General features: G+C 63.2%; 19 protein-coding genes and 1 tRNA gene. 18 read left to right on the plus strand and 2 right to left on the minus strand.

Annotated elements, in window-relative coordinates; translation table 11 throughout:
• Positions 1-133: 133 nt before the first annotated feature.
• From ACLKMW_RS07835 to ACLKMW_RS07875, 9 genes are all read left to right on the plus strand, one after another.
• Entirely contained in the window at positions 134-1,606 is a 1,473-nt protein-coding gene (locus tag ACLKMW_RS07835) for a lipopolysaccharide biosynthesis protein (RefSeq protein WP_415723850.1), read from the plus strand.
• A 55-nt stretch (positions 1,607-1,661) separates the two neighbouring features.
• Complete coding sequence (locus tag ACLKMW_RS07840) at positions 1,662-2,006, plus strand: hypothetical protein (RefSeq protein WP_415723851.1); 345 nt, start codon at positions 1,662-1,664, stop codon at positions 2,004-2,006.
• Positions 2,007-2,305: 299 nt separating this feature from the next.
• Positions 2,306-3,082, plus strand: coding sequence for an endo-1,3-1,4-beta-glycanase ExoK (exoK, locus tag ACLKMW_RS07845; RefSeq protein WP_415723879.1), 777 nt, complete (start codon positions 2,306-2,308; stop codon positions 3,080-3,082).
• A 9-nt stretch (positions 3,083-3,091) separates the two neighbouring features.
• Positions 3,092-4,270, plus strand: a complete 1,179-nt coding sequence (locus tag ACLKMW_RS07850) for a glycosyltransferase family protein (RefSeq protein ID WP_415723852.1) — start codon at positions 3,092-3,094, stop codon at positions 4,268-4,270.
• 14 nt (positions 4,271-4,284) lie between these two features.
• Entirely contained in the window at positions 4,285-5,289 is a 1,005-nt protein-coding gene (locus ACLKMW_RS07855; protein WP_415723853.1) for a glycosyltransferase family 2 protein, read from the plus strand.
• A complete protein-coding gene (locus tag ACLKMW_RS07860) occupies positions 5,286-6,236 on the plus strand; it encodes a glycosyltransferase family 2 protein (RefSeq protein ID WP_415723854.1) in 951 nt (316 codons plus the stop codon). Before ACLKMW_RS07855 ends, ACLKMW_RS07860 begins: the two co-directional genes overlap by 4 nt.
• Entirely contained in the window at positions 6,226-7,188 is a 963-nt protein-coding gene (locus ACLKMW_RS07865) for a glycosyltransferase family 2 protein (protein WP_415723855.1), read from the plus strand. The genes ACLKMW_RS07860 and ACLKMW_RS07865 overlap by 11 nt, the downstream gene beginning before the upstream one ends.
• Positions 7,189-7,256: 68 nt before the next feature.
• Positions 7,257-8,153: a UTP--glucose-1-phosphate uridylyltransferase gene (locus tag ACLKMW_RS07870; protein ID WP_415723856.1), complete on the plus strand. Its 897-nt coding sequence runs from the start codon at positions 7,257-7,259 to the stop codon at positions 8,151-8,153.
• 226 nt (positions 8,154-8,379) lie between these two features.
• Entirely contained in the window at positions 8,380-10,653 is a 2,274-nt protein-coding gene (locus ACLKMW_RS07875; RefSeq protein ID WP_415723880.1) for a polysaccharide biosynthesis tyrosine autokinase, read from the plus strand.
• A 1-nt stretch (position 10,654) separates the two neighbouring features.
• On the opposite strand, the gene ACLKMW_RS07880 is transcribed toward ACLKMW_RS07875, so the two are convergent.
• Entirely contained in the window at positions 10,655-11,434 is a 780-nt protein-coding gene (locus ACLKMW_RS07880) for a metallophosphoesterase family protein (protein ID WP_415723857.1), read from the minus strand.
• 212 nt (positions 11,435-11,646) lie between these two features.
• Here ACLKMW_RS07880 and ACLKMW_RS07885 point away from each other — a divergent pair, with 212 nt between their 5' ends.
• From ACLKMW_RS07885 to ACLKMW_RS07925, 9 genes are all read left to right on the plus strand, one after another.
• The gene (locus ACLKMW_RS07885; RefSeq protein WP_415723858.1) at positions 11,647-12,786 is read left to right on the plus strand and encodes an acyltransferase family protein; all 1,140 of its coding nucleotides are present in this window, start codon (positions 11,647-11,649) and stop codon (positions 12,784-12,786) included.
• A gap of 63 nt (positions 12,787-12,849) precedes the next feature.
• Entirely contained in the window at positions 12,850-14,739 is a 1,890-nt protein-coding gene (locus ACLKMW_RS07890; RefSeq protein WP_415723859.1) for an ABC transporter ATP-binding protein, read from the plus strand.
• Entirely contained in the window at positions 14,736-15,545 is an 810-nt protein-coding gene (gene dapB / locus ACLKMW_RS07895; protein ID WP_415723860.1) for a 4-hydroxy-tetrahydrodipicolinate reductase, read from the plus strand. Before ACLKMW_RS07890 ends, dapB begins: the two co-directional genes overlap by 4 nt.
• Positions 15,546-15,574: 29 nt before the next feature.
• Positions 15,575-16,195, plus strand: coding sequence for a 2,3-bisphosphoglycerate-dependent phosphoglycerate mutase (locus tag ACLKMW_RS07900; protein WP_415723861.1), 621 nt, complete (start codon positions 15,575-15,577; stop codon positions 16,193-16,195).
• A 179-nt stretch (positions 16,196-16,374) separates the two neighbouring features.
• Positions 16,375-16,459, plus strand: a tRNA-Leu gene (locus ACLKMW_RS07905).
• 85 nt (positions 16,460-16,544) lie between these two features.
• On the plus strand, positions 16,545-17,003 hold the full coding sequence (locus tag ACLKMW_RS07910; RefSeq protein ID WP_415723862.1) for a YbaK/EbsC family protein: 459 nt from the start codon (positions 16,545-16,547) through the stop codon (positions 17,001-17,003).
• A gap of 194 nt (positions 17,004-17,197) precedes the next feature.
• The gene (sugE, locus tag ACLKMW_RS07915; protein ID WP_415723863.1) at positions 17,198-17,518 is read left to right on the plus strand and encodes a quaternary ammonium compound efflux SMR transporter SugE; all 321 of its coding nucleotides are present in this window, start codon (positions 17,198-17,200) and stop codon (positions 17,516-17,518) included.
• A 228-nt stretch (positions 17,519-17,746) separates the two neighbouring features.
• Positions 17,747-19,672 carry an autotransporter assembly complex protein TamA gene (locus tag ACLKMW_RS07920; RefSeq protein WP_458575167.1) on the plus strand — a complete coding sequence of 642 codons (1,926 nt, stop codon included), beginning with the start codon at positions 17,747-17,749 and terminating at the stop codon, positions 19,670-19,672.
• The gene (locus tag ACLKMW_RS07925) at positions 19,669-24,264 is read left to right on the plus strand and encodes a translocation/assembly module TamB domain-containing protein (protein ID WP_415723864.1); all 4,596 of its coding nucleotides are present in this window, start codon (positions 19,669-19,671) and stop codon (positions 24,262-24,264) included. Before ACLKMW_RS07920 ends, ACLKMW_RS07925 begins: the two co-directional genes overlap by 4 nt.
• A 14-nt stretch (positions 24,265-24,278) precedes the next feature.
• Here the strand turns inward: ACLKMW_RS07925 and ACLKMW_RS07930 are convergent.
• A partial coding sequence (locus ACLKMW_RS07930) for a transposase (RefSeq protein WP_415723865.1) occupies positions 24,279-24,504 on the minus strand: 226 nt, incomplete at its 5' end.

The following is a 24,504-nucleotide window of genomic DNA, read 5'->3' on the forward strand; positions in this document are numbered from 1 at the left end:
TTTTTCGCACCTTATGACGTCTAGGGGAGGCCCGCAGGCCCTTGATCCGATCTCGACGATGCTCCGGTCGCGGCCCGAACGCGGGCCGAGGGAAACGACAGGGCCCGCTCACAAAAACAAACGGAACTCGTGAATGCCGCCTGCCATTAGCCTGAAAACCGTGACGAATAATGTCGGTTGGAGCGTTCTTTCCAAGACCAGCACATTCGGGCTGAAATTTGTCACAGTGCCCATTCTGGCTCGCATCCTGTCGCCGCAGGAATTCGGCGTCGTCGCCGTGGCGCAGACCGTCGTGATGTTCCTGGCCATGATCGGCAGCGCCGGCCTTGCCGCCTCGCTGGTGCTGCAGCGCGAGGAGGAAATGGAGACGGTGCATTCCGTTTTCTGGGCCAATCTGGCGATCGCCGGCCTGATGGCCGCCGGGCTTTATGTCTGGGCCGACATGTTCGCCGAATTGCTGGGAGCGGTAGAGGCTGCCTACCTGCTCAAGGTCATGGCGTTGCTCATTCCGATCCAGCTTTGCGGCGACGTGGCCTATTCGCTGCTGGCGCGGCGCATGGCCTTCGACAAGGACGCGGCGTGGAGCGTGCTTTCCGAATCGGTCGGCGCGCTTTCAGCGGTCGGGCTGGCGCTGCTCGGCTGCGGCGTCTGGGCGCTGGTGGCGCAGCTTTTCATTTCGGCATTGGCGCGGCTGGCAGGACTGTTCCTTGCTACCGGCTACCGGCCGCGCCCGGTGCTTTCGTTCCGCAAGCTCGGCCAGCTCACCAAATTCAGCCTGGGCATAATGGGCTCGGAAATCTTCAATTTCATCACCTTCCAGTCGCCGCTGGTCATCGTCTCGCGCCATCTGGGCCTGGCGGATGCCGGCGCCTATTCGGCGGCGAACCGGTTTTCGAGCATTCCGAATCAGGTCGTGCTGTCGGCACTGATGGGGGTGTTGTTTCCGGTGTTCAGCCACATGAACGACAATCCGGAACGCAGCTCGCATGCGCTGATGCTGAGCACGCAAGTATCCACCGTGTTTCTGGCGCCGATGATGTTCGGCATCTGGGCGATCGCCGAACCCGGCATGCTTCTGATCTTTGGCGAGCAGTGGGCCTATGCATGGCCGGTACTTGGGCTGCTCGCTCTATCCAAGGGCATCATGTCGCCCTGCGGTACCTTCATTCCCTACCTGAAGGGTGCGGGCCAGAGCACGGTCCTGTGGTGGGTGGCGGTGTTCCGGGCCGCTCTGGTCTACGGCTGCGTCAGCTATGGCGCAATCACCGGCGGCCTGGTCGAAGCCATGATCTGGCTGTGCATTGCCAACGCGATCACGCTCGTCTTCTATTCATGGGCGGTCTTCCGCACCAATGGCACGGCGTTCCTGTCGGGCTTCTACGTCACCAGCCGACCGATGGTAACCGCAATCATCATGGCGGTAGCGGTGCGGTTCCTGCTCGACCACATCAAGCATGATCTTCCCGGTGCTGCCATGCAGGTGTTTGTCGGCAGCGTCGCGGGTGGTGTCATCTACGCGTTGTTGTTTCTGTTGACCGAAAGGGCACTGTTGAGGAAGTTGCTGCAATTGGCGCGCGAAAGGCGGGCACCGGCGACAGGGCTCTGACCAGAGTGCAAACTATTCGCCCGCATGATTCGCCAATCACCTGGAGGGTCGACCGATGGCACTGTTCCACTTCCGAACGAGAAATCCCGGTCGCGACCGCGAGACCGATGCGGGCCGGCTGCAACGGCTCGAGCGCCTGCTCAATGAACTTGGCGAGGAGATGGAGCGTGAGCGCGACGGCTTGCGCGACCGCTACGAGAAGGTGACGGCGGATGCCGCCTTCTCTCAGCAGGCGCTGGAGGAAGACCGCGCCGACGCCACGATCTCATCGAAGATCGACGGCATGACCGACACGATGATCCGCTACACAGAGCGGCTTACATCGCTCGAGAAGCAGCTTGCCTTCATCGCCGAACTGCATGGCCGCGTCGATGAATTTTCGCGAACCGATACCGATTGAGGCCGCTGGCGCAAGCATTTCCGCTCGCGGAAGATCGTTCGTGAATTCAAAGCGTTAAATCCTGCGGATTGCGCCGATGGAGAGCGCCCTGTTGTAATGCGCGCTCATAAAAAGTTACCGTTGAAACCAGCCCATTTTGGGCGCACGTCACATTCTTATCTCCTGCCTGACCTATCTGCATGCGGCATCGATCGAGCCCTAGGTTCGGACCGGCGGCGCGCAAGCGCGGCCTCAGAAAGAAGGTGGCAGGCGACGTGATTTTGACCGCGGGCGAAACCAAGCAGACAAACCTCAAGCCCATACTCCTTGGCGTCGGAGCCCTCTTCATCTCGTCGGTCGGCGGCATCGCCGCCGCTCATGCGCAGGAGCCGACAACCGGCAAATCATTCGTCGAGAACTTCGACAATCTCGACCGCAAGTTTTGGTACATTTCGGATGGCTGGTCGAACGGCGAACATCAGAACTGCGTCTGGTCGAAGGACCAGGTGAAAGTGGCCGACGGCATATTGAAGCTCGGCTTCGTCAAGCAGGAGTTGAAGGGCCACCACTACGCCTGCGGCGAAATCCAGACGAATCAGCGCTTCAGCTATGGCACTTACGAAGTGCGGATGAAGGCGGTTGCCGGTTCCGGTCTCAACACCGGCTTCTTCACCTATATCGGTCCGGTTCACAAACAGCCGCATGACGAGATCGACTTCGAAGTGCTCGGCAAGGACCCGTCGAAGGTACAGCTCAACCAGTATGTCAACGGCAAGAGCGTTGGTGATGCCAAGCTGGTCGATGTACCTGGCGGCGCCGACCAGGGCTTCAATGACTATGCCTTTGTCTGGGAAAAAGATCGCATAAGCTGGTACGTGAATGGCGAACTGGTCGGCGAAGCGACTGATCCCGCCAAGCTGCCGAGCCACGCCTCGAAGATCTACATAAGCCTGTGGGGCAGCGACATCCTGAAATCATGGATGGGCGAATTCGCCGATCCCGGCGCGCCGATCGCGGCCGAGATCGACCGCGTCGCCTTCACCGCATCCGGCGAGGACTGCCAGTTTCCCGAATCGGTCGTCTGCAAGCTGAAGTAACCTCTCCCCATGTTGCACGTACTTTACCTCGTGCATGATCTGTCCGATCCGGCGGTGCGCCGGCGGGTGGTCATGCTGCAAGCTGGCGGCGCCGCGGTGACGCTGGCAGGCTTTCGGCGCACCGCGCAAGCGGTCACCCGTGTCGAGAACCTGACGCCGATCGATCTCGGCCCGACCCGTGACGGCCAGTTCACCCAGCGTCTGCTGGCCGTGGTGAAGGCCGCGCTGTCGCTTGGGCAGAAGCTGGAAGACGTGCGCAAGCCGGACGTCATCATCGGCCGCAACCTGGAAATGCTGGCGCTCGCCCGGCGCGCAAGAGCGCTGCTTTCGGCGGACGTGCCTATCGTCTACGAATGTCTCGACATCCATCGCCTGCTTTTGGGGCAGAACGGCATCTCCAAGGCGATGCGCGGCGCCGAGCGCGCCCTTGGCCGCAAGGCGGCCCTTTTGATGACGAGTTCGCCGGCGTTCCTGCGCGACTATTTCCAGCGTTTCGAACAGATCACGGCGCCGGTGGCGCTGCTACAGAACAAGGTGCTCGAACTTGCCGAGCGTCCCATGGACATCCCGTGCGAGATGGCGGTCCCGGCGGATGGCGGACCATGGACGATCGGGTGGTTCGGGGCACTTCGCTGCCGCAAGTCGCTGGAACTGCTCGCGGCCTTCACGCGTCGGATGGAGGGATGTTTCGAAGTCGTGCTGCGCGGCCGGCCGGCCTATTCGGAATTCGCCGATTTCGACGGCTTCGTCGCCGCCGAGCCCTATCTTCGCTTCGAAGGCGCTTATCGCAATCCCGAGGATCTGGCCCGCATCTATGGCGAAGTGCATTTTTCCTGGGCGATCGATTTCTTCGAGGAGGGGCTGAATTCCAACTGGCTGCTTCCCAACCGCCTCTATGAAGGCTGCCGCTACGGTACGGTTCCGATCGCCATGAGGGCGACGGAGACCGGGCGTTTTCTCTCCGATCGCCACCTCGGCCTGCTGCTTGACGAACCCTCGGTCGAGGCGCTGGCCGAACGGTTCGAAAGCATGGGCGCCGAAACTTACGCGGCCGCGCGAAAGCGGGTACTGGCCGAAGATCGCGGCACCTGGGTCTGTGACCTGCGCGACTGTCGTGCACTGGTCGATCGGCTGAAGGCGCTGACGCCCGAAACTGCTGCGCCCGACGCAATCCTGCAAGCCGCCTGACGCGCCCGACAAACATGACACAGACAGACGCACCGCCGGCCATGCCCTGCATGGTGATCATTCCCTGCCTCAACGAGGCTGCTCATATCGAGGCGCTTATCGATCGGCTGACCCCATCGGCCGAGCGCCTCGATATGAGAATCGTCGTGGTCGACGGCGGCAGCATGGATGGTACGCAAAGGATCGTGAAGCGAATCGCCATCCGCGATCCACGCGTGGTCCTGCTCGACAACCCCAAACGGCTCCAGAGCGCGGCGGTCAATCTGGCGGTAGAGACGTTCGGCGACGAATGCCGAAGCTTCATTCGTATCGACGCGCATGGCGACTATCCGGCCGACTATTGCGACCGGCTGATCGAGGACGCCGAGGCCACCGGCGCGGATTCCGTCGTCGTATCGATGGCGACGCGAGGCTTCGGCGCCTTCCAGAAAGCCACTGCCATCGCCCAGAATTCCCGGCTTGGAAATGGCGGCTCGCCGCATCGCCAGGGCGCGAAGGGGCATTGGACCGACCATGGCCATCATGCCTTCATGCGCATCGCCGCATTCCGCGCCGTCGGGGGCTATGACGAGACTTTCAGCCATAATGAGGATGCCGAACTCGACTATCGGCTGCGGGTCGCGGGCTACCGCCTGTGGATGACCGGCAAGACCTACATGATCTACTATCCCCGCTCGTCCGTGCCGGACCTGTTCCGGCAATATCTCGGCTACGGCAAGGGGAGGGCAAGAAACATCTTGAAGCACCGCGCCATGCCAAAACTACGGCAGATGATTCCTCTGATGGTCGTGCCGGTCATCGCCGGCGCTTCGCTGGCGTTTCTGAGCTGGGCGGCGCTGCTGCCCATCGGCCTGTGGGCCGCGGCCTGCCTCGGCTATGGCGTGTGGATGGCCGTCATGCAGCGCAACCCTTACGGGCCTCTCGCCGGGTTCTCGGCGATGGTCATGCATCTGGCATGGTCGGCCGGTTTCTGGCTGCAGCTTCTCGACTTCCGCAAGCGGGAGGCTCAGTTCCCATGACCGCGGCTGGCGAAATCTCAATGAAGACCCCGCGGATCGATGTCTGCATCTGCACCTATCGGCGGCGCGAACTCGAAGCGACGCTCCTGTCCTTGGGCGCCATGGACGTGCCGGGAAACGCTGCGGTCAGGATCATCGTGGCGGACAACGACGCGGCGCCCAGCGCGCGCGAACTCGTCTATACGCTTGCGGCACGGCTTCCCTTCGAAGTCGCCTATGTCCATTGCCCGGCGTCGAACATCTCCATCGCCCGCAATGCCTGTCTCGAGAGTAGTTCCGGCGACCTGACGGTTTTCATCGACGACGATTCCACCGCCTCGAGGGAATGGCTGACTGAACTCGTCGAAGTGGCAGAGGCTACCGGCGCGGATGCGGTGCTCGGCCCGGTGCGCGCCGTCTATTCCCCCGATGCTCCGGAGTGGATGCGGCGAGGCGATTTTCATTCGACGCTGCCAGTCTTCGTCGATGGCGAGATCCGCACCGGCTACAGCGGCAACGTGCTGTTGCGCCGTGCCTCGCCGCGCGTAGCAGGGCGCCGCTTCAACCTCGCACTTGGCCGCACCGGCGGCGAGGACAGCGAGTATTTCACCCATCTTCACCGAGCCGGCGGCAGGATCGCCTTCGCCCCCAAGGCTCTGGTCTACGAACCGGTGCCCGAAAATCGCGCGCAGTTTTCGTGGCTCCTGAAACGCCGCTTCAGGAGCGGACAGACGCATGGAAGGCTGCTTGCCGAACGCTCGGGCGCCATCAAATCCGTCGTGCAGGCATCGGCAAAAGTAGCCTATTGCTTCGTTGCCGCCGCCCTTCACGCAATCGCAGCCGAGCGACGCAACCGTTTCGCACTTCGCGGCGTTATGCACCTCGGTGTCGTCAGCGGGCTGCTGGGCGTCCGCGAAATCCGCCAATATGGCGAAGAACCGGCTGGGAGACGCAGCAATGCGGCCTGATGCGAGCGTTGTGATCGCTGCATTCAATGCCGAGCGTTCGATTTCGCGGGCCATCGAAGGCGCACTCGCTCAAGACGGAGCGAGCGTGGAAGTGATCGTCGTCGACGACTACTCTACCGACCGCACCATCGAGGTGGCACGCTCCTTTCCAGCCGAGCAGGTTCGTGTGGTGGCGCTCGAGCAGAACCGGGGACCGGGCGGGGCGCGCAATGCCGGGCTTGACGCGGCAAGCGGACGCTGGATCGCGGTGCTCGATTCAGACGACACCATGCAGGCCGGCCGCCTGATGCGCATGATCGGCCGCGCCGAAGCACACTCGGCGCAGCTTGCCGTCGACAACCTCGAAGTGATCCAGGAAGCGACCGGCGCAAAGGAACCGATGTTCGAGCCGGCGCTGCTGGAAAGCCGCCCCGAGCTGAACCTCACGGACCTCATCGCATCAAGCCTGATGTTCGAGGAGACGTTCTCCTTCGGCTACATGAAGCCGATTTTCGAGCGTCGGTTCGTCGAGCATCACGGTCTGCGCTACGACACAAATCTGCGCATCGGCGAGGATTATATCTTCCTGGCATCCGCATTGGCGAAGGGTGGCCGCTGCGTGGTCGAGCCACAGGCAGGCTATGGCTATCACGTGCGGGCAGGCTCGATCTCGCGCGTGCTGGAACTGGGCCATGTCGAGGCGATGTTGGCGGCGGACGCGGCATTCACGCGCCGGCACCGGCTGGATGGGGAGACGCTGGCCGCGCAGGCGCGCCGGACGCGCAGTCTCGAACAAGCCGCGTCGTTCCTGGCGCTGGTCGGTCACCTGAAGGACCGCTCGCCATTGAAGGCGTTTGAAACCGCTCTGCGCGATCCCATCGCGCTCAGACATTTGCGGATGCCGATCGCCGCGAGGCTTTCGCGTCTTGCCCGGCCGTTCAGGCCACGCAAGGCGATCGGACAAATAGGATAACCGGAGAAAAAACTCCGGATCGGGTGGGGGTCAATTGAGTAAATTAATAAGCAAGTCAGGGATGTAAGATGAAAAAAGTCAGAAAAGCAGTGATACCGGTTGCCGGTCTCGGAACGCGCTTCCTGCCTGCCACAAAGGCGATGCCGAAGGAAATGCTGACGGTCGTTGATCGTCCCGTTGTGCAATACGCCGTCGACGAGGCGCTGGAAGCGGGCATCGAGCACATTGTTTTCGTCACCGGCCGCAACAAGCATGTGATCGAGGACTATTTCGATATCCAGCCGGAGCTGCTCGACACGCTGACCCGATCGGGAAAGCACGACCAGCTCGCGTCCCTGCAGCGGCTGCAGCTCTCGGCCGGAACCGTGAGCTTCACACGCCAGCAATCGCCGCACGGGCTCGGCCACGCCGTCTGGTGCGCGCGCGACATCATCGGCGACGAACCCTTCGCGCTTTTGCTTCCCGACATGGTGTCGTTCGGCAAGCGGGGCTGCCTTTCCGGCATCATGGAGCTCTATGAGCGGACCGGCGGCAACGTCATCGCCGTCGAGCAATGCGACCCGACCGAAACCAACAAATACGGCATCGTCGGCAAGGGCCGTGATGTCGCGACCGGCTTTGCCGTGACCGGAATGGTCGAGAAGCCGGAGCCTGCGGTCGCCCCCTCCAACTTCTACATCAACGGCCGCTACATATTGCAGCCGGAAGTATTCGAACTTCTGGGCACGCAGGAGCGCGGGGCGGGCAATGAAATCCAGCTCACCGACGCCATGCGCCGGCTTTCGCAAGTGCAGGACTTCCATGCCCACCCCTATAAGGGCCGCACCTTCGACTGCGGCTCCAAGGAAGGCTTCATCCAGGCCAACGTCGCCTTCGCGCTCGCCCGCAGCGACATACGCGATCTGGTTTTCGGACCGATCGCCGAAATGATCTCGGGGCAGGAACGCCGCAACGAAGCGGCCTGAAGCCGAGAACGCCCGCACGGCCGGATGGATTTCCGGCTGTGCGGAATGACGGTAGCAACCACCAATCGGTTTGCTGAACGCATTCTTGCCCCATGTCTGTGCTTGATGACCGCACTGCGCGGGTTCGAGCGACGACGCACACCCGATACGACGAAACCTAGAAGTGGCGAACATCGCCCGCGGGATCATGCACCAGAGAACCATTTCGCCGGCCGCCCGACTGTCCATGGAATCCGAAGAGGCGGACCGGTTCATCGACTTGGAGCGGCTGGCGGCGATCGGCCTCAGGCAGGCGCGGGTCATCGCACTTTGCGCAGCCATTGGCCTCGCGCTCGGGGTTGCCTACCTGGTGTTCACGCCGCCGGAATACACCGCCGCAACGCGCATCCTGCTCGACGACAGCCTGACCAAATTTGCCGAGGAAAAGGACCCGACGCCAGCGCGCATGCAGGCCGACTCGATGATCCTGAGCGAAGTCGAGATCCTGAAATCGGCACGGCTGGCGCGCGCGGTGGTGCTTGCGGAAAGACTCGACCGGAACGAGGCCTTCCTCAACCCGCCGCTTTCGCCGGTGAGCTGGCTCAAGTCACAGATCAAGAGCGTCACCGGCCTGTTTTCCTCCAGGCCGCAGCCGTCCGCCGGCTCGGCCGAGAATGCCCGGATCGGCAAGGCCATCGCGCTTCTGCAAAGGGGCCTCGAAGCCGAAAGGGTCGGTCGCAGCTATGTCATCAACGTTTCCTTCAAGTCGAACGACCGCGGGCTTGCCGGCGCGATTACCCGTGCCTATGCCGATGCGTATCTTTCAGACCAGCTCGACGCCAATTTCGACGCGACCCAGCGGGCGACGATCTGGCTTCAGGGTAGACTTGCCGATCTGCGCGACAGCTCACAGGCCGCGGCCCTCGAAGTGGAAAAGTTCCGTGCCGCGAACGGCCTGACCTCGGCGCGTGGCGAGCTGATTTCCGAGCAGCAACTTGCCGATCTCAACAGCCAACTGATCCTTGCCCAGGCAGACACGGCCAACGCCCTCGCCCGCTACAGCCAGTTCAAGTCGATCATCGACGGCGGTGCGGAAAACGCCGTGCGCAATGCCACCATTCCGGCGGACAAGGGCAACAGCGCCGTCATCAACGATCTCAAGACGCGCTATCTCGGCGTCAGCAAGCGCGAGCAGGAGATTGCCGCCCGTTTCGGCGAGGATCACGCCCAGGCGGTCGCGCTGCGGCGCGAACAGGCCGACCTGGAGCGGCAGATTTTCTTGGAGCTCAAGCGGCTTACGGAAAGCTACCGCAACGAATATGAGGTGGCCAAGTCACGCGAGACGTCGCTGCGCGGCAATGTCGGGAAAATGGCCGGCCAGAGTTCCGAGGCCGGGCAGTCGCTGGTGCAATTGCGCGAACTGGAACAGAAATCAGCGGCCCTTTCGACGCTTTACCAGACGTTCCTCGCCCGCCACGAGGAGGCTTCGCAGCAGCGCTCCTTCCCGATCGCCAAGGCGCGCGTCATTTCCGAAGCCGGCGACCCAGTATCGGCATCGAGCCCGCGCAAGGCACTGGTTCTTGGCCTGTCGCTGGTGCTCGGCCTGTTCGGTGGCGCCGGGGTCGGCGCGTTCCAGGAGTTTCGCGAGCGGTTCTTTCGCACGGGCGACGATGTTCGCGCCGCACTCAACATCAACTTCCTCGGCTACCTGCCGGTCATCGGCGCCCGCCTGGCCGCATCTCCCAAGCCGCAGCCCAAGACGCAGGACCCCTCCCAGCCGGCCACGCCGCGCATCTTGCGGGTCGCGATCAATGCGCCGTCCTCCTCCTTCGCCGAGACCCTGCGCAATGCCAAGCTAGCATGCGACGTGGTTCTGCAAGGCAGAGAGTGCAAGGTGATCGGCTTCGTCTCGGTGCTGCCGCGTGAGGGCAAGACCACCGTCGCGGCGAATTTCGCCGGCCTGCTCGCCGCAAATGGCGCGCGTACGCTGCTGATCGACGGCGATCTCAGGAATCCCGGCCTGAGCCGCGGCCTGTCGCTTGCTCCTGAAAAGAGCCTGGTCGAAGCGATCGTCGGTGAACAGCGCTGGCAAAGCACCGTGCTCGTCGATCGCACGACAAAACTCGCCATCATCCCCGCCGCGGTGCGAGGACGCCTGTCGCACACCAGCGAATTGCTCTCCAGCCCCGGCATGCGCGACCTCATCGAGGATGCCCGCAACAACTACGACTACATCGTCGTCGACCTGCCGCCGCTCGGCCCGGTGGTCGACGCGAAGGCCTTCGCACCCCTGGCGGATGGCTTCGTCTTGGTCTCCGAATGGGGTGCTACGCCGCGCGCGCTGGTTCGCGCGACATTGCAGGCAGAGCCGCAGATCGCCGCCAAGACGCTCGGCATCATCCTCAACAAGACCGATATGAAGAAGCTCGCGCGCTACGGCGCCTTCGGCGGTTCCGAGCAGTATCTCGACCGCTATGCCTCCTACTATGTCGAGCAGTCGGGCATGAACGGGAAGGGATAGCCTACCTGTTCGTCAGGTAGCGTCCCTTGTCCTGCCAGATGCGCAACGCGGTCAATTTGCCGCTGTAGAAGGCGCCGGTATCGATATTGATGCGCGCGCCGTCGCGCGTAGCCTCGTCTACCGGCGTGTGCCCGTGGACCACATATTTCTGCAGGAGATGCGCGCGCTCGTAGAAGGCCGAGCGAATGAACACCAGATCATCATCCGACTGCCGGTCAAGCTCGACCTCGGGCCGGATGCCGGCGTGCACGAAGATATAGCGCGGTGCCTCGATGAGGATCGGCAGCGAGCGCAGAAACGCCAGATGCTCTACGGGAATAGCCTTTCTGATCACCTCGTCGATCTGGCTCGGCGACCGATAGACCTGGCCCAGCCGCTCATGGTCGATGCCATAGGAGAGAAGCGTCGCGGCCGAGCCCAGTCCCAACCATTCGATGAGCCCGAGCCGGCCGTCGATATAGTCGAGCATCTGGATTTCGTGATTGCCGCTGAGACAGATGCGCTCGAATCCCTCGGGCGGCGCGGCGATCAGATGGTCGAGCACCTGCGCGGAGGCCGGCCCTCGGTCGACATAGTCGCCGAGCATGACGATCAGCTTACGGCCGGGGAGCTCCGCGCCGTCCGCCACGATCGCGCGTTCCAGGGAAAGCAGCTCGTCGAGACAGCCATGCACGTCACCAATCGCGTAGATGGCGGTGTCGGCCGTGTCCAGCCGCAGCCGCGCTCGGCGCTCGCGCTGGGCACCTTTGCCGAGACCGAAAAGACCGCCGAGATTCCTCATCGATAGCCCTTGCTCTTTTCAACGCTCGCCAAGTGCCTGGCATCCTCCGTTAAGCCTGGTTGCATTTCGTGAACTGGCAACCGCCCGCCAATGCCACAGTGTTCACATTTGGACCATCCGCACCGCCTATACAGCGCGCCGAAGTGCATCGCCAGTGCGAGCCCCGCGCAGTCTTGGCGGTGGTCCAGCGCCCGATCCCACAGGATGAGACATTGACCGCCCGCACCCAATTGCCTGAAGCCAAACGTATTGCACCCGTGCCGGCCACGATGTCGGACCGCATCAAGATCGCGCGTACGCTCTGCATCTTCTTCATGACCTTCGTTCACGTGCAACCGGGCATCGCCGAAAATGTATACGACCGCGACGCCGGCTTCTTCGATATCCTCTATTTCATTCTGACGCGTCTGGCCGGCTTGAGCTCCGTCTCGCTGCTCAGCGTCGTATCGGGCTATTTCATCGTTTCCAGCCTGCTCAAATCGGGCACAGGCAAGCTCGTCTTTTCCAAGCTGAAGACGCTGGTGGTGCCGCTCATCGCCTGGAACGCGCTGATGCTGGTGCTGCTCGCGGTTTACGGCCTGCTCTCCGGCAAATGGCAGGATATGCCCGAATTCAGCGCACTCGGCCTTGCCAACGCATTCCTGGCCGTCACCGAATGGCCGCTTGTCGTTCCTTTGTGGTTCCTGAGGGACCTGTTCGTCTGTTGCCTGTTTTCGCCGCTTCTTTACCTCGGATTGCGGCGTTTTCCGGTCGCGACCATTCTCCTGCTGGTCGCCTTCACGCTATTCGGCGAAGGCCTCTACATCTTGCAAAGGCCGCAGCTTCTGCTGTTTTTCGGCCTGGGCATGTGGCTGCGGCTTGCGGGAACAAGCGAGCCAAAGATCGATCGCATCGCGCGTGTCCTTTCCATCGGCCTCGTCGTCATGGTGGCGATTTTCCTCACCGTCCGCATCGAACGCATCCTCCTGTCGGAGATGGACGAGACGCTCAGGCTGACGCTCGACACGTTGCTGCGGGTGACGATGGCCGCCGGCTTCTGGGGCCTCACCGAACTCATCCGTCGCTCCTCGATGGCCGACTTCTTCATGCGGCTCGAACCTTACGCCTTCTTCCTGTTCTGCAGCCATGCGATCCTGTTCAATTTCGGCGGCATCATCTTCCGCCGCGTCTTCGGCAATTATGGATCGGACCTGTTTCCGATCACCTTCTTCGCGCTTCCCGTCCTTGCGGTGATCGCCGCCGTTGTCGGCGTGCAGATGATAAACCGTTCCGCACCCATGCTTTTCCTCTTCAACGCAGGACACCGCGTTCCACCGCTGCTGCGGCCGGCAAGGGAGCGCGTTTCCGCATAGCCGTGTTTCGTCACAGGCATAGGCAAGCCGGTAAGATGAGGCTATTAGGGTCGCCGAAAGTCGATGCGGGGCATCGATCGAAGCGAAATCCAACGGGCAGAGCCGAATTTGAGCCTTCCGAGCAAAAAGGCCGCGCAAGGGGACAAGGGCGAGATCGTCGCCGTCATCCGGCGCATCCTTTCCGAAAACGGCCGCGACTATGTCTGGCAATATGCGTGGGCAACGCTTTGCCTGGTGGCGATTGCCGGAACGACGGCGTTCAGCGCCTGGATCATGCGCGACGTCATCGACGAGATTTTCTATCGCCAACGCGGCGATCTCATCGTGCTGATCTGCCTGGCGATACTGGCGGCCTTCGTGATTCGCGGGCTGGCCAGCTATGCGCAGGCCGTCATTCTGGCCAGGGTCGGCAATAACCTTGTCGCGCGCTATCAGCGGCGTCTGTTCGATCACCTAATGAAGCTCGGCGTCGGCTTCTTCACCGAAACAAGGTCGGGACAACTGGCCGCGCAGATCAACCAGAATGTCGTCGGCATCCGCGATCTCCTGTCGCTGACGCTCACAGCCGTGGCGCGCGACGTGGTTTCGCTGGTGGCTCTGGTAGTCGTCATGGTGATGCAGGACCCGATGCTGTCGCTGATCGCCTTCCTCATCGGCCCGCCGCTTGTGCTCTCGGTCAACTACCTGATGCGTCGGCTCAGAATGGTGACGCGCCAGGTCGTGGAGATAAATTCGCAACTGATCGGCGCGATGCAGGAAGCCACGCAAGGTATCGCCGTGGTGAAGGCCTTCACCATGGAGGAGCAGCTTTCGGCGCGGATGGCCAAGATGATCGACCACGCCGAGGAACGCTCCAACAAGATCGCCCGCGTTTCCGAACGGCTGACACCCATCTCCGAGATACTGGCCGGCCTCGCGGTGGCGGGCGTCATCGCCTATGCCGGCTATCGCGCCGCCTATGGCGCGCAGCTTCCCGGCGCGGTGTTCTCATTCATCACGGCTCTGATGCTCGCCTATGATCCGGCCCGGCGCCTCGCGCGCGTGCAGGTCGGGCTTGAGCGGTCCCTGGTCAACGCCAGGATGATCTACGAGATACTTGATCTCAAGCCGCAACAGGGCGACGCACCCGAAGCGACCGAACTCAAGGTCGGCAAGGGCGAAGTGCGGTTCGACCACGTCTCCTTTGCCTATGCGCCAAACCTGCCGGTGTTGAGCGGTGTCAGTTTTGTGGCCGAGGCCGGCAAGACCACCGCCATCGTCGGTGCGTCGGGGGCGGGAAAATCGACGCTGACCGCGCTGCTCGAGCGCTTCTACGACGTCGATCACGGATCGATCCGCATCGACGGCCAGGATATCTCGAAGGTCACCAAGAAGTCTCTGCGCGGCGCGATCGCCTATGTTTCGCAGCAGCCCTACCTCTTCGAAGGCACAATCGCCGACAATATCCGCTACGGACGCGAAGATGCGAGCGATGCCGAGATCAGGCATGCGGCGGAGCTTGCGGCCGCCGACGGGTTTATCCGCCAGCAGCCGCAGGGGTACGACACGCAGGTCGGCGAAAATGGCATCACTCTTTCCGGCGGCCAGCGCCAGCGCATATCGATCGCCCGCGCCATCGTCCGGCAAGCCCCGATATTGCTGCTCGATGAAGCGACCTCAGCGCTCGACAATGATTCGGAAGCGCGCGTGCAGGAGGCGCTCGCCACCGTCAGGGCGGGGCGTACCACCATCGTTATCGCCCATCGGCTCTCGACGGTGATCAACGCCGACCGCATCATCGTGCTGGAAGACGGCAGATTGATCGAGGAAGGCACGCACCAGTCGCTGATCGCCAATCCGCATGGCGTCTACGCCCGCTTCCATCGGCTGCAAAGCCAGAAGGGTCTCGGCCTGGTTGATGACGTGAAGCCCGCCGACAAGACAATCGACATCACAGGAAAGAAAAGCGCATGAGCGACATGGGTCTCGTCGTCGTCGGAGCAGCCGGCCGTATGGGCCAGACGCTGATCCGCGCCATCAACGCCATCGAAGGCGCAACACTTGCGGGCGCCATCGAGCGCCCGGGCTCGCCCTTCATCGGCCGGGACGCCGGTGAACTTGCCGGCATCGGGATCCTCAACGTTCCGATCACCGACGATCCGCTGCCGGCCTTCGCCAAGGCCGATGGCGTGATCGACTTCAGCACGCCAGCGGCGGGCGTCGAATTTTCCGGCTATGCCGCACAGGCGCGCATCGTCCATGTGATCGGCACAACCGGCTTCTCGACCGAGGACGACGCCAAGATCGCTGCCGCGGCGCGTCATGCCACCATCGTCAAGTCCGGCAATATGAGCCTCGGCGTTAACCTGCTCTGCATATTGGTCGAACAGGCGGCGCGGGCGCTTGGCCCGGACGATTTCGACATTGAAGTCCTCGAAATGCATCACCGACATAAGGTCGACGCGCCTTCCGGCACCGCGCTCCTGCTTGGAGATGCGGCAGCGGCCGGACGCGGCATCGATCTCAGGGAAAACAGCGTGCGCGTGCGCGACGGCTATACAGGCCCGCGCGAAGCCGGCTCGATCGGCTTTGCCACGCTGCGCGGCGGCTCAGTGGTCGGCGATCATTCCGTCATCCTCGCCGGCACTGGCGAGCGCATCACGCTGGCGCACAATGCCGAAGACCGGGCGATCTTTGCCCGCGGCGCGGTCAAGGCTGCGCTTTGGGCACGCGGCAGGAAGCCCGGCCTTTATTCGATGCGTGACGTGCTCGGCCTGTAGTGAGCCAGTTCATACCCAAGGAGTAAAACATGACCGGAACCCTCGTGCTTGTCCGTCACGGCCAGAGCGAATGGAACCTGAAGAACCTGTTCACCGGCTGGCGCGATGTCGACTTGAGCGAACAGGGGGTCAGGGAAGCCAAGGCGGCCGGCGCCAGACTTGCCGCGCACGGGCTGAAATTCGATATCGCCTTCACCTCGGCCCTGATGCGTGCTCAGAAGACATGCCAGCACATTCTCGACGCCACCGGCCAGAGCGATCTCACGACGATCCGCGACAAGGCGCTCAACGAGCGCGACTATGGCGACCTCAACGGGCTCAACAAGGACGATGCGCGCGCCAAATGGGGCGCGGAGCAGGTGCATGTCTGGCGCCGTTCCTACGATACGCCGCCGCCCGCAGGTGAAAGCCTGAAGGATACCGGCGCGCGCGTCTGGCCCTATTATATGCACGACATGCAGCCGCATGTGCTGCGCGGCGAAACGGTTCTGGTGGCCGCGCACGGCAACTCGCTGCGCGCGCTGATCATGGCTCTTGAGGGCATATCGGGCGAGGAGATCGTCAAGCTCGAACTCGGCACCGGCGTGCCGATCGTCTACAAGCTCAACGCTGATTCGACCGTCGCCTCGAAAACCATCCTCTCGGCGTAGGCCCAAGGCGATTGTTTGCCAGGTAGCGCAAGCGGCGGCGCGTCCGTGGCTGTACGCAAACGCTGCTTGCGTGATGCGGCTTATTTCGCCACATGGGGTAAAGTTCTGTTCGAGCGTGATGTTTCGCCAAAATCCGCGTTGACACCGCCGCGCCGCCCGCTTACATCAGCGGCGCACCTGCCCAGGTGGCGGAATTGGTAGACGCGCACGGTTCAGGTCCGTGTGCCGCGAGGCGTGGAGGTTCGAGTCCTCTCCTGGGCACCAAACGCCGGAATCCCCGCCCACGAGGCGGGTTTTTCATATCAGGGACCGACATCGCTTCGCCGGTCCCAAATTCAGAGTAGCCGTCGTGAGCCTCGAATCGGTCCGCTCGTTCTTTGCCGAGCACGATCCCGAAATAGCAGTCCTGGTGACAGAGGCGAGTTCCGCCACAGTGCCCCTCGCCGCCGAGGCACATGGCGTTGCGCCGGAGCAGATCGCCAAGACCATCTGCCTGCGCGTCGGCGACACGATCATGCTGATCGTGACAGGCGGCATGGCGCGCCTCGACAACCGGAAATTCAAGGACCGCTTCGGCGGCAAGGCGCGCATGCTCGATGCCGAACAGGTGGTGGAGGTCACCAGCCATCCGGTCGGCGGTGTGTGTCCCTTCGGTCTGCCGGCCCCGCTGCCTATCTACTGCGACGTGTCGCTGCGCGCCTTCGACGAAGTCGTTCCCGCCGCGGGAGCCACCAACGCAGCCGTCCGCATCAACCCCGAGCGCATGGCCAAGCTGGTCGATGCCCAGTGGGTCGACGTTTGCCAATAGGAGCCTTAAGCGGTTCACTCGCTTAGCCAGACAGGTTCTACTTTAGCGCGAAATGCGTGACTCTGCGCCAACTCTCCATTGACGAGAAAGATTCATTCCTGTCGTTACTGTTCGGCTGATCGACAAGCGATTCGGCCTGCCTGACCTGAAACCGTCCCTGATTTGCGGACACTGGACTTAGCGGGAAAGTTATCGTGGCTTGGGTATACTTGTTTTTTGCCGGAATTTTTGAGGTCGTGTGGTCCTCGACCATGAAGCAATCGGAGGGCTTCACCAAGCTCGGACCATCCATCGTCACCGGCGTTACCATGCTGATCAGCCTGTGGCTTCTCGCCATCGCCATGCGCACGCTGCCGCTCGGAACGGCCTATGCGATCTGGACCGGGATCGGCGCCGTCGGCGCCTTCATCGTCGGTATCGCGATTTTCGGTGAAGCGGCGACCTTCATGCGGATCGCCAGTGTCGGTCTGATTATCGCCGGCCTGATCGGACTCAAGCTCAGCTCCGGCCATTGAGCCGATCCAAGGGCTTTCGCGCAGTTCGCATTCCAGCAACCTTTGCTGTCTATTTTAGGCCACATGTCGACCGGAATTCTCGCCCAAGAGAGCGGAGGCTCGCCGCGCAACGCTTTCTTTCCGTTGCACAATCCCCTAGATTGTGGCCAATCTCCTGGGGGCGGAGCTTTTTTTCGAGGCGCGCGGGTTGGACGCGTGTGGCCGGTTCGACCGCGTGCGGGAGCTTGAGTGAGCGTTTTTTCGTCCAGTATCTTGCGGGGCATCTGCCTGCTTTCCGGCATTGGCCTCGCAGTCGGCCTGGTCCAGCCGGCATCGGCGTTCGAGCTGTTCGGCATCAAGCTCTTCGAGAGCAAGAAGGCGGATGACGCAGAAGACATCATCGGCGATCCGCAGAGTTACACCGTAGACTTTGCGGTTTCCGGCGAAAACAACGGCCTCGAAAAGAGGCTGAAGAACAGCTCCACGCTATGGAAGGATCGTGAAAAACCGGCTTCCGGCGCCGCGGGCCTGCTGGCCAAGGCGCGAGGCGACTATCGCAGGCTGCTCGCCGCGCTCTACGGCGAGGGCCGCTATGGCGGCACCATCAGCATTCTGGTCGATGGGCAGCAAGCTGCCGACCTGCCGCCTGATGCCGCCCTGCCCGATCCGGCCGCCATTCGCGTCGTAGTCGATCCCGGCCCGGAGTTCCTTTTCGGCGAGACCAGCATCATAAACCGCGCACCGCCGCCCACTTGGCGCCGCGACGAGGTGGAGCTGCCGGAGGACGAAGGGTTCGCGCCCGGCCAGCTTGCGCGCTCAGGCGTCATCCTCCAGGCCGAACGCCTTTCGGTGGAAGCATGGCGCCAGCAGGGCCATGCCAAGGCGAAGGTGGCCGATCGCCTGGTCGAGGCCGTTCACGATCGCAATGTCGTCAATGCCACCCTGACTCTCGATCCGGGCAGAAAGGCCTATTATGGGCCGGTCACCGTCGAAGGTACGGAACGCATCGACCCCAAGTTCCTGGCCTGGATGACCGGCCTGAAAGCCGGCGAGGAATACGATCCGGACGATCTGGACAGGGCAAGCAAGCGGCTTGGCCGCCTCGACGTGTTTCGCGCCATGCGCTTCCAGGAGGCCGACGAAATCCGCAGCGACGGACTGCTGCCGATCAGCCTTGTCGTGCAAGAACGCTTGCCGCGGCGCTTCGGTGTCGGCGGCAGCTATTCCACGCTCGACGGCGCCGGGCTCGAAGCCTACTGGTTGCATCGCAATCTGTTCGGCAGGGCCGAGCGCCTGCGCCTGGAAGCCAAGGTCGCCGGCATGGGCAACACGCTGAAGCCGGAGGACTTCACCTACCGGCTTGGCGCGACATTCACCAAGCCCGGCATCTACACGCCCGATACGGATTTCGTCGCCTCGCTGATCGGCGATCGCGAGGTTCTGGAGCCCTATACCCGCACCGCAGTGACCGCAGAGGTCGGGTTCACGCATCTGTTCACTGAGGAGCTTTCGGCCCGCGCCGCGCTGACCGGCGGCGTTTCGCGTTTCGAGGATAATGTTTTCGGGCGGCGCGATTTTTCCAATGTCGGACTGCTCGGGGGCATCACCTATGACAGCCGCGACAACAAGGTCGATGCGACCGAAGGTTATTTCGTCGAGGCCATCCTCGAACCTTTCTACGAGTTCAACTACGGCAATGCCATCGGGCGCTTCACCGCCGAGGGCCGCGCCTATTACGGTTTCGGCGACGGTGACCGCGTGGTTCTTGCCGGCCGCGTGAAGATCGGCAGCATCGCCGGTGCGCCCATCGACGAAATCGCGCCGGACAAGCTGTTCTTCGCTGGCGGCGGCGGTTCGGTGCGCGGCTATGCCTATCGCAATATCGGCATTGAGACGCCGAACGGCGTGGTCGGCGGTCGCTCGCTGATCGAGGGCTCGGCCGAACTGCGCGCCAGGGTCACAGACAGCATCGGCGTCGTCGGCTTTGTCGACGCCGGCTATGTCGGGGCCGACACCTTCCCGCAATTTTCGGAGGATCTGCGTCTGGGCGTCGGCGGGGGCTTGCGCTATCTCACCGGTCTCGGACCGATCAGGCTCGATGCGGCGGTGCCGCTCGATCCTCGCCCGGGCGATCCCGATTTCGCCTTCTATGTCGGAATAGGACAAGCGTTTTGATCCGGATCTTTCTGACCATCGTGCTTTTCGTCCTTGCGTTTCCGGTTTTCGCGCAAGACACGGAGCAGGCCGACCGTTCTTATTTCATCGGCTTCGTCGAGGACCAGCTTTCCAGCCCGAACCGCCAGATCCGCATCAACAATATCCAGGGCGTGCTGTCGTCCAACGCCACCATTGGCGAGATCACCATCGCCGACCGCGACGGGGTTTGGCTGCGCATCGTCAATGCCCGTATCGTATGGACCCGCTCGGCGCTGCTTCTCGGCCGGCTCGACATCGACACGCTCTCGGCCGATCGCATCGACGTGCTGCGCAAGCCGCTGCCCGACGAAAGTGCGCCCGCACCCGAGGCCGGCGGCTTTCAAATCCCGGAACTGCCCATTTCGGTGTCGCTCGATGCGCTCGAGGTGCCTCACGTCACCTTCGGCCAGGACGTGTTCGGCCTGGCTTCCGAAATGGCAATCACCGGACGCCTGCAGCTGGCGGGCGGCTCCCTCGACACGGCTCTCAACGTCACGCGGCTGGACGGCCCCGGCGGCCAGCTTGCGCTCAGCGCCGCTTACGCCAATGCGAGCCAGGTGCTCAACCTCGACCTCAAGCTCGACGAGCCGGCGAACGGCGTCGTCGCCAACCTCCTCAACATCGAGGGCCGACCGCCGGTGGCGCTCGCCCTGCAAGGCAAAGGCCCGCTCGCCGAGCTCGACCTGGCGCTGACGCTCGACGCGGACGCCGAACGTGTGCTGACCGGCACGACACAGCTTCGCCGCCAGGCCGACGGCCTTGCCTTCACCACCAATGTAGAGGGCCCGATCACCCGGCTGATCTCGCCGCGCTTCCGCGAATTTTTCGGCTCCAACACCACTCTTCAAGCTGCCGGCCTGGTCAAGGACGCCGGCGGCATGGTTCTGGAAAATCTCGACCTCGAAAGCGCGGCCCTCAAGGTGCAGGCTGCGGCCGAGACCGCCGCCGACGGCTTTCTCCAGCGCCTGATGCTGGACGCCAATATCGACAACGGCACGAACGAAAAAGTGCTTTTGCCGGTGCCCGGCGAAAACACTGTTCAGCGCGCCAATGTGAAGCTCGCCTTCGGCGACCGAGCAGGCGACGAGTGGTCCGGCTCGATCAGGATCGACGACCTCGCTACCGAAACCTTTTCGTCGAGGTCGGTCGAAATCCTGCTCTCTGGACTGGCGCAGAACATCGCAACGCCGGCTGAGCGCCACATCACCTTCGCCGCGACCGGCGGCGCCTCCGGCATCGTCGCCACTCGCGCCGATGTCACCGAAGCGCTGGGCGACCGCATCACGCTGGATGTCGCCGGTGAGTGGACCGCCAACACACCGATAAAGCTTGCCAAGGCGCTGGTCGCCGCGAAGAGCGTCAACCTGTCGCTTGCCGGCGATATCGCCGAATATGCCTTCAAGGGCGATATCGGCGTCCAGGCGAGCACGCTCGCCCCGTTCTCCGCGCTTGCCGGACGCGACCTTTCCGGCGGCATCGATCTTGCCGCCAAAGGCGAATTGCAGCCGCTGACGGGAGGCTTCGATCTCGCGCTCGACGGCACGGCCACCGGCCTCGGCATTGACAGTCCGGCCGTGGATAACCTGCTTGAAGGCGAGACCCGGATCACCGGCGGCATCGCTCGCGGCGAAGCCGGGCTGGTGGCGCGCCAGCTTCGCCTTTTCAACGATCAGGTGACGCTGGCGGCGGATGGCAGCTTCGCCACCGGTGCGGCGAATTTCGGCTTCGACGTTTCGTTAAGCGACCTGGCATTGGTCTCGGAGAAGGCTTCCGGAAAGCTGACCGCCAAGGGCCGTGCCGCTGGCAGCGACGGCCTTATCGGCCTCACCTTCGGTGCGGAGGTGCCGACCGGCGCTCTGGTCGGCAAGACATTGAAGGATGCGGTGATCGGCTTCGAGGGCACCTTGCAGGAAGGCGACCTCAATGGACAGCTGACCGGCAACGCCTTCCTTGACGGCGTGCGGGTGGAACTGGCATCTGCCTTGGCCTTGACCGAGGCCGAGCGGCGGCTTGGTGATCTTCGCTTCACCGCCGGCGGCGCGAAGATCACCGGTGACGTTACCCAGACGAAGAGCGGTCTTCTCGAGGGCAATCTGTCGTTGGCCGCAGCCGACGTGTCGACAGCGGCGGCCCTTCTGCTGCGCGGGGCAAAGGGCGCGGTCAATGCCGACATCGTGCTGAGCCACGAGAACAGCAGGCAGAACGCCACCATCCGCGCCGATGTCGACGCGCTGACCATAGACACGATCAGGCTCGGCAAGGCCGAGCTCAATGCCACCGTGGCCGATCTGTTCAACGTCCCGATCGCCGATGGAACGCTCGATGCGCGCGATATTTCGGCTGGCGGCATCGATGTCTCAGAATTGCAGGCGACGGCCCGCCAGGAGGGGCAGACGACCAATTTCAAGGCGGATGCAACGCTCAAGAACGGCACCAGGGCAACAGCGGCCGGCGCCTTGTCGCCAATAGAAGGCGGCTACCGGTTGGCGCTTCAGACCGCCGAGGTGACACAGGGCAGCCTTGCCGCCCGCCTCATCGAGCCGGCCGCCTTGCAGATGCGCGGCCAGACCATCAGCATCGACAATCTGTTGCTCGATGTCGGCGGCGGACGCCTCAGCGCGCGTGGCGAGATCGCCGACAAGCTCGACCTTGACGTCGATATCAGCAATCTGCCGCTGGCGATCGCCAACACGATGAAGCCCGACCTGGCGCTCGCCGGCACCGTCAACGGCAAGGCCGCAATCGGCGGCACGCGCACCAGCCCAGACATAAGCTTCACCGCGCAAGGCCGCGGGATAGCGGCGGCGGCGCTGCGGCAGGCGGGGCTGAAATCGATCAATCTCGATGCCGACGGCACCTCCAGCGCAAGCCGGCTCAACGTCAAGGCTGCAATTACCAGCCCTGAAGGTCTTCGCGCCACGGTGAATGGCGCCGTGCCGCTCGACCAGGGCGCGCTTGCGCTCGATGTCGGGCTGGAAGCGTTTCCGCTGGCGGTGCTCAATGCGGTTGCACCCGGTCAGAATCTCGGCGGCACGCTTTCGGGTACGGCCAGGCTTTCCGGACAGCTTGCCAATCCGGCCGCCTCTTTCACGCTGCGGGGTACCGGCGTGCGCGCCGCAGCGCTGGAGACCGCAGGCGCCGCGCCCCTCGAAATCAGCGCTTCGGGCAGCTATGCCGACAAGGTCCTCACCCTGTCTTCAGCCACTGCGAGCGGCCCGCAAGGCCTTTCGGTATCAGCCAGCGGCCGCCTGCCGATCTCGGGCAATGGCTTGGACCTTTCCGTCAAGGGAGAAGCGCCACTGGCGCTCGCCAACCGTTTCCTCGCCGAGCGCGGCGCCCAGGCGGGCGGCACGCTGCAAGCCAACGCGACTATCTCCGGCAATCTCAGCAAGCCGGCGATCCGGGGCATGTTTTCAACCCAAGGGGCGGAGCTCGTCGATCCGGAAAGCAATGTGCGGCTGCGTTCGATCGCCATAATGGGCACGATCGACGGCGACCGGGTGACGATCCGCAATGCTTCGGCCAATCTGGCCGCCGGCGGCTCCATTGCCGCCTCCGGCACCATATCGCTCGATGCGGCGGCCGCCTTCCCGGCCGATATTCGCATCACCCTCAACGATGCGCGCTATGCCGACGGCAATCTCGTCGTCGCAACATTGGGCGGCACGCTCGCGGTTACCGGCGGGCTGGCGCGCGATCCGCTGATTTCGGGGAATATCACCGTCTCCCGCGCCGAAATAACCGTGCCGGACAGTTTTGCCGGTGGAGCCGCCGCGCTCGACGTCAAGCACATCAGGCCACCGGCCGGCGTTGCGGCAACGCTGAAACGCGCGCACGCCGATGATGGCACGCCCACACCGACCAGCCGCCCGAGCGTGGCGCGCCTCGACATCGCGGTGAGCGCACCAAACCGCATTTTCGTGCGCGGCCGTGGATTGGACACCGAACTCGGCGGCACGGTGCGGCTGACGGGGCCGGTCACCGACATCCAGCCCGTCGGCGGCTTCGAGCTTATTCGAGGCCGGCTCGGCATTCTGGGCCAGCGCATCACCTTCGACGAAGGCACGGTGACGCTGGTCGGCGACCTTGACCCGTTCCTGAACTTCGTCGCCCGCTCCGGCGGCAACGACATCACCGTATTCATTACCGTTACCGGCCGGGCTTCGGATATCGCCGTCGAATTCTCCTCGCAGCCCGAACTGCCTCAAGACGAGGTGCTCGCCCGCCTGATCTTCAATCGGGGCATCAACGAATTGTCGGCATTCCAGATCGCCCAGCTCGCGGCAGCCGCAGCCGAGCTGGCCGGAGGGTCCGACACCTCGCTGCTCGGCAGCCTGCGCGGAGCGACGGGTCTCGACGATCTCGACGTGGTGACCGACAGCGAAGGCAACGCTGCGTTGCGCGCCGGCCGCTATATCCAGGACAACATCTATCTCGGCGTCGAGGCGGGCGCGCATGGCTCGACGCGCGGCACCGTCAATCTCGACATAACCGACGATTTGAAGGCGCGCGGCGCCGTCGGCACCGGCGGCGATTCAAGCCTCGGCATCTTCTACGAAAAGGACTATTAGAGTATCCGTCTTGGTCAAGGGAGGGCTGGTGACCATTTCCGGTCGTCCCTCAGGAGCGCGTTTGCCAGCACGATGATCTTTCGCATGATCGCGGTGATGGCGACCTTTGGAGCTTTGCCGGCCTGTCTCAGGCATTCGTATTTTGCCTTGAGTGGTGGATTGAAGCGCACGGCCACGAGGGCGGGCATATAGAGCGCCTGCCTGAGCCATGCCCGTCCGCCCTGAATGAAGCTCTTGCCC

The organism is Borborobacter xinjiangensis, from assembly GCF_047739745.1.
Lineage (GTDB): Bacteria > Pseudomonadota > Alphaproteobacteria > Rhizobiales > Rhizobiaceae > Pseudaminobacter.

What these genes read in the sequence shown, in the direction of transcription:
- ACLKMW_RS07835 (WP_415723850.1), top strand. Translation starts at nt 134, where the DNA reads ATGCCGCCTGCCATTAGCCTGAAAACCGTGACGAATAATGTCGGTTGG.
- ACLKMW_RS07840 (WP_415723851.1), top strand. Translation starts at nt 1,662, where the DNA reads ATGGCACTGTTCCACTTCCGAACGAGAAATCCCGGTCGCGACCGCGAG.
- ACLKMW_RS07850 (WP_415723852.1), top strand. Translation starts at nt 3,092, where the DNA reads ATGTTGCACGTACTTTACCTCGTGCATGATCTGTCCGATCCGGCGGTG.
- ACLKMW_RS07855 (WP_415723853.1), top strand. Translation starts at nt 4,285, where the DNA reads ATGACACAGACAGACGCACCGCCGGCCATGCCCTGCATGGTGATCATT.
- ACLKMW_RS07860 (WP_415723854.1), top strand. Translation starts at nt 5,286, where the DNA reads ATGACCGCGGCTGGCGAAATCTCAATGAAGACCCCGCGGATCGATGTC.
- ACLKMW_RS07865 (WP_415723855.1), top strand. Translation starts at nt 6,226, where the DNA reads ATGCGGCCTGATGCGAGCGTTGTGATCGCTGCATTCAATGCCGAGCGT.
- ACLKMW_RS07870 (WP_415723856.1), top strand. Translation starts at nt 7,257, where the DNA reads ATGAAAAAAGTCAGAAAAGCAGTGATACCGGTTGCCGGTCTCGGAACG.
- ACLKMW_RS07875 (WP_415723880.1), top strand. Translation starts at nt 8,380, where the DNA reads ATGGAATCCGAAGAGGCGGACCGGTTCATCGACTTGGAGCGGCTGGCG.
- ACLKMW_RS07880 (WP_415723857.1), bottom strand. Translation starts at nt 11,434, where the DNA reads ATGAGGAATCTCGGCGGTCTTTTCGGTCTCGGCAAAGGTGCCCAGCGC.
- ACLKMW_RS07890 (WP_415723859.1), top strand. Translation starts at nt 12,850, where the DNA reads ATGCGGGGCATCGATCGAAGCGAAATCCAACGGGCAGAGCCGAATTTG.
- dapB (WP_415723860.1), top strand. Translation starts at nt 14,736, where the DNA reads ATGAGCGACATGGGTCTCGTCGTCGTCGGAGCAGCCGGCCGTATGGGC.
- ACLKMW_RS07900 (WP_415723861.1), top strand. Translation starts at nt 15,575, where the DNA reads ATGACCGGAACCCTCGTGCTTGTCCGTCACGGCCAGAGCGAATGGAAC.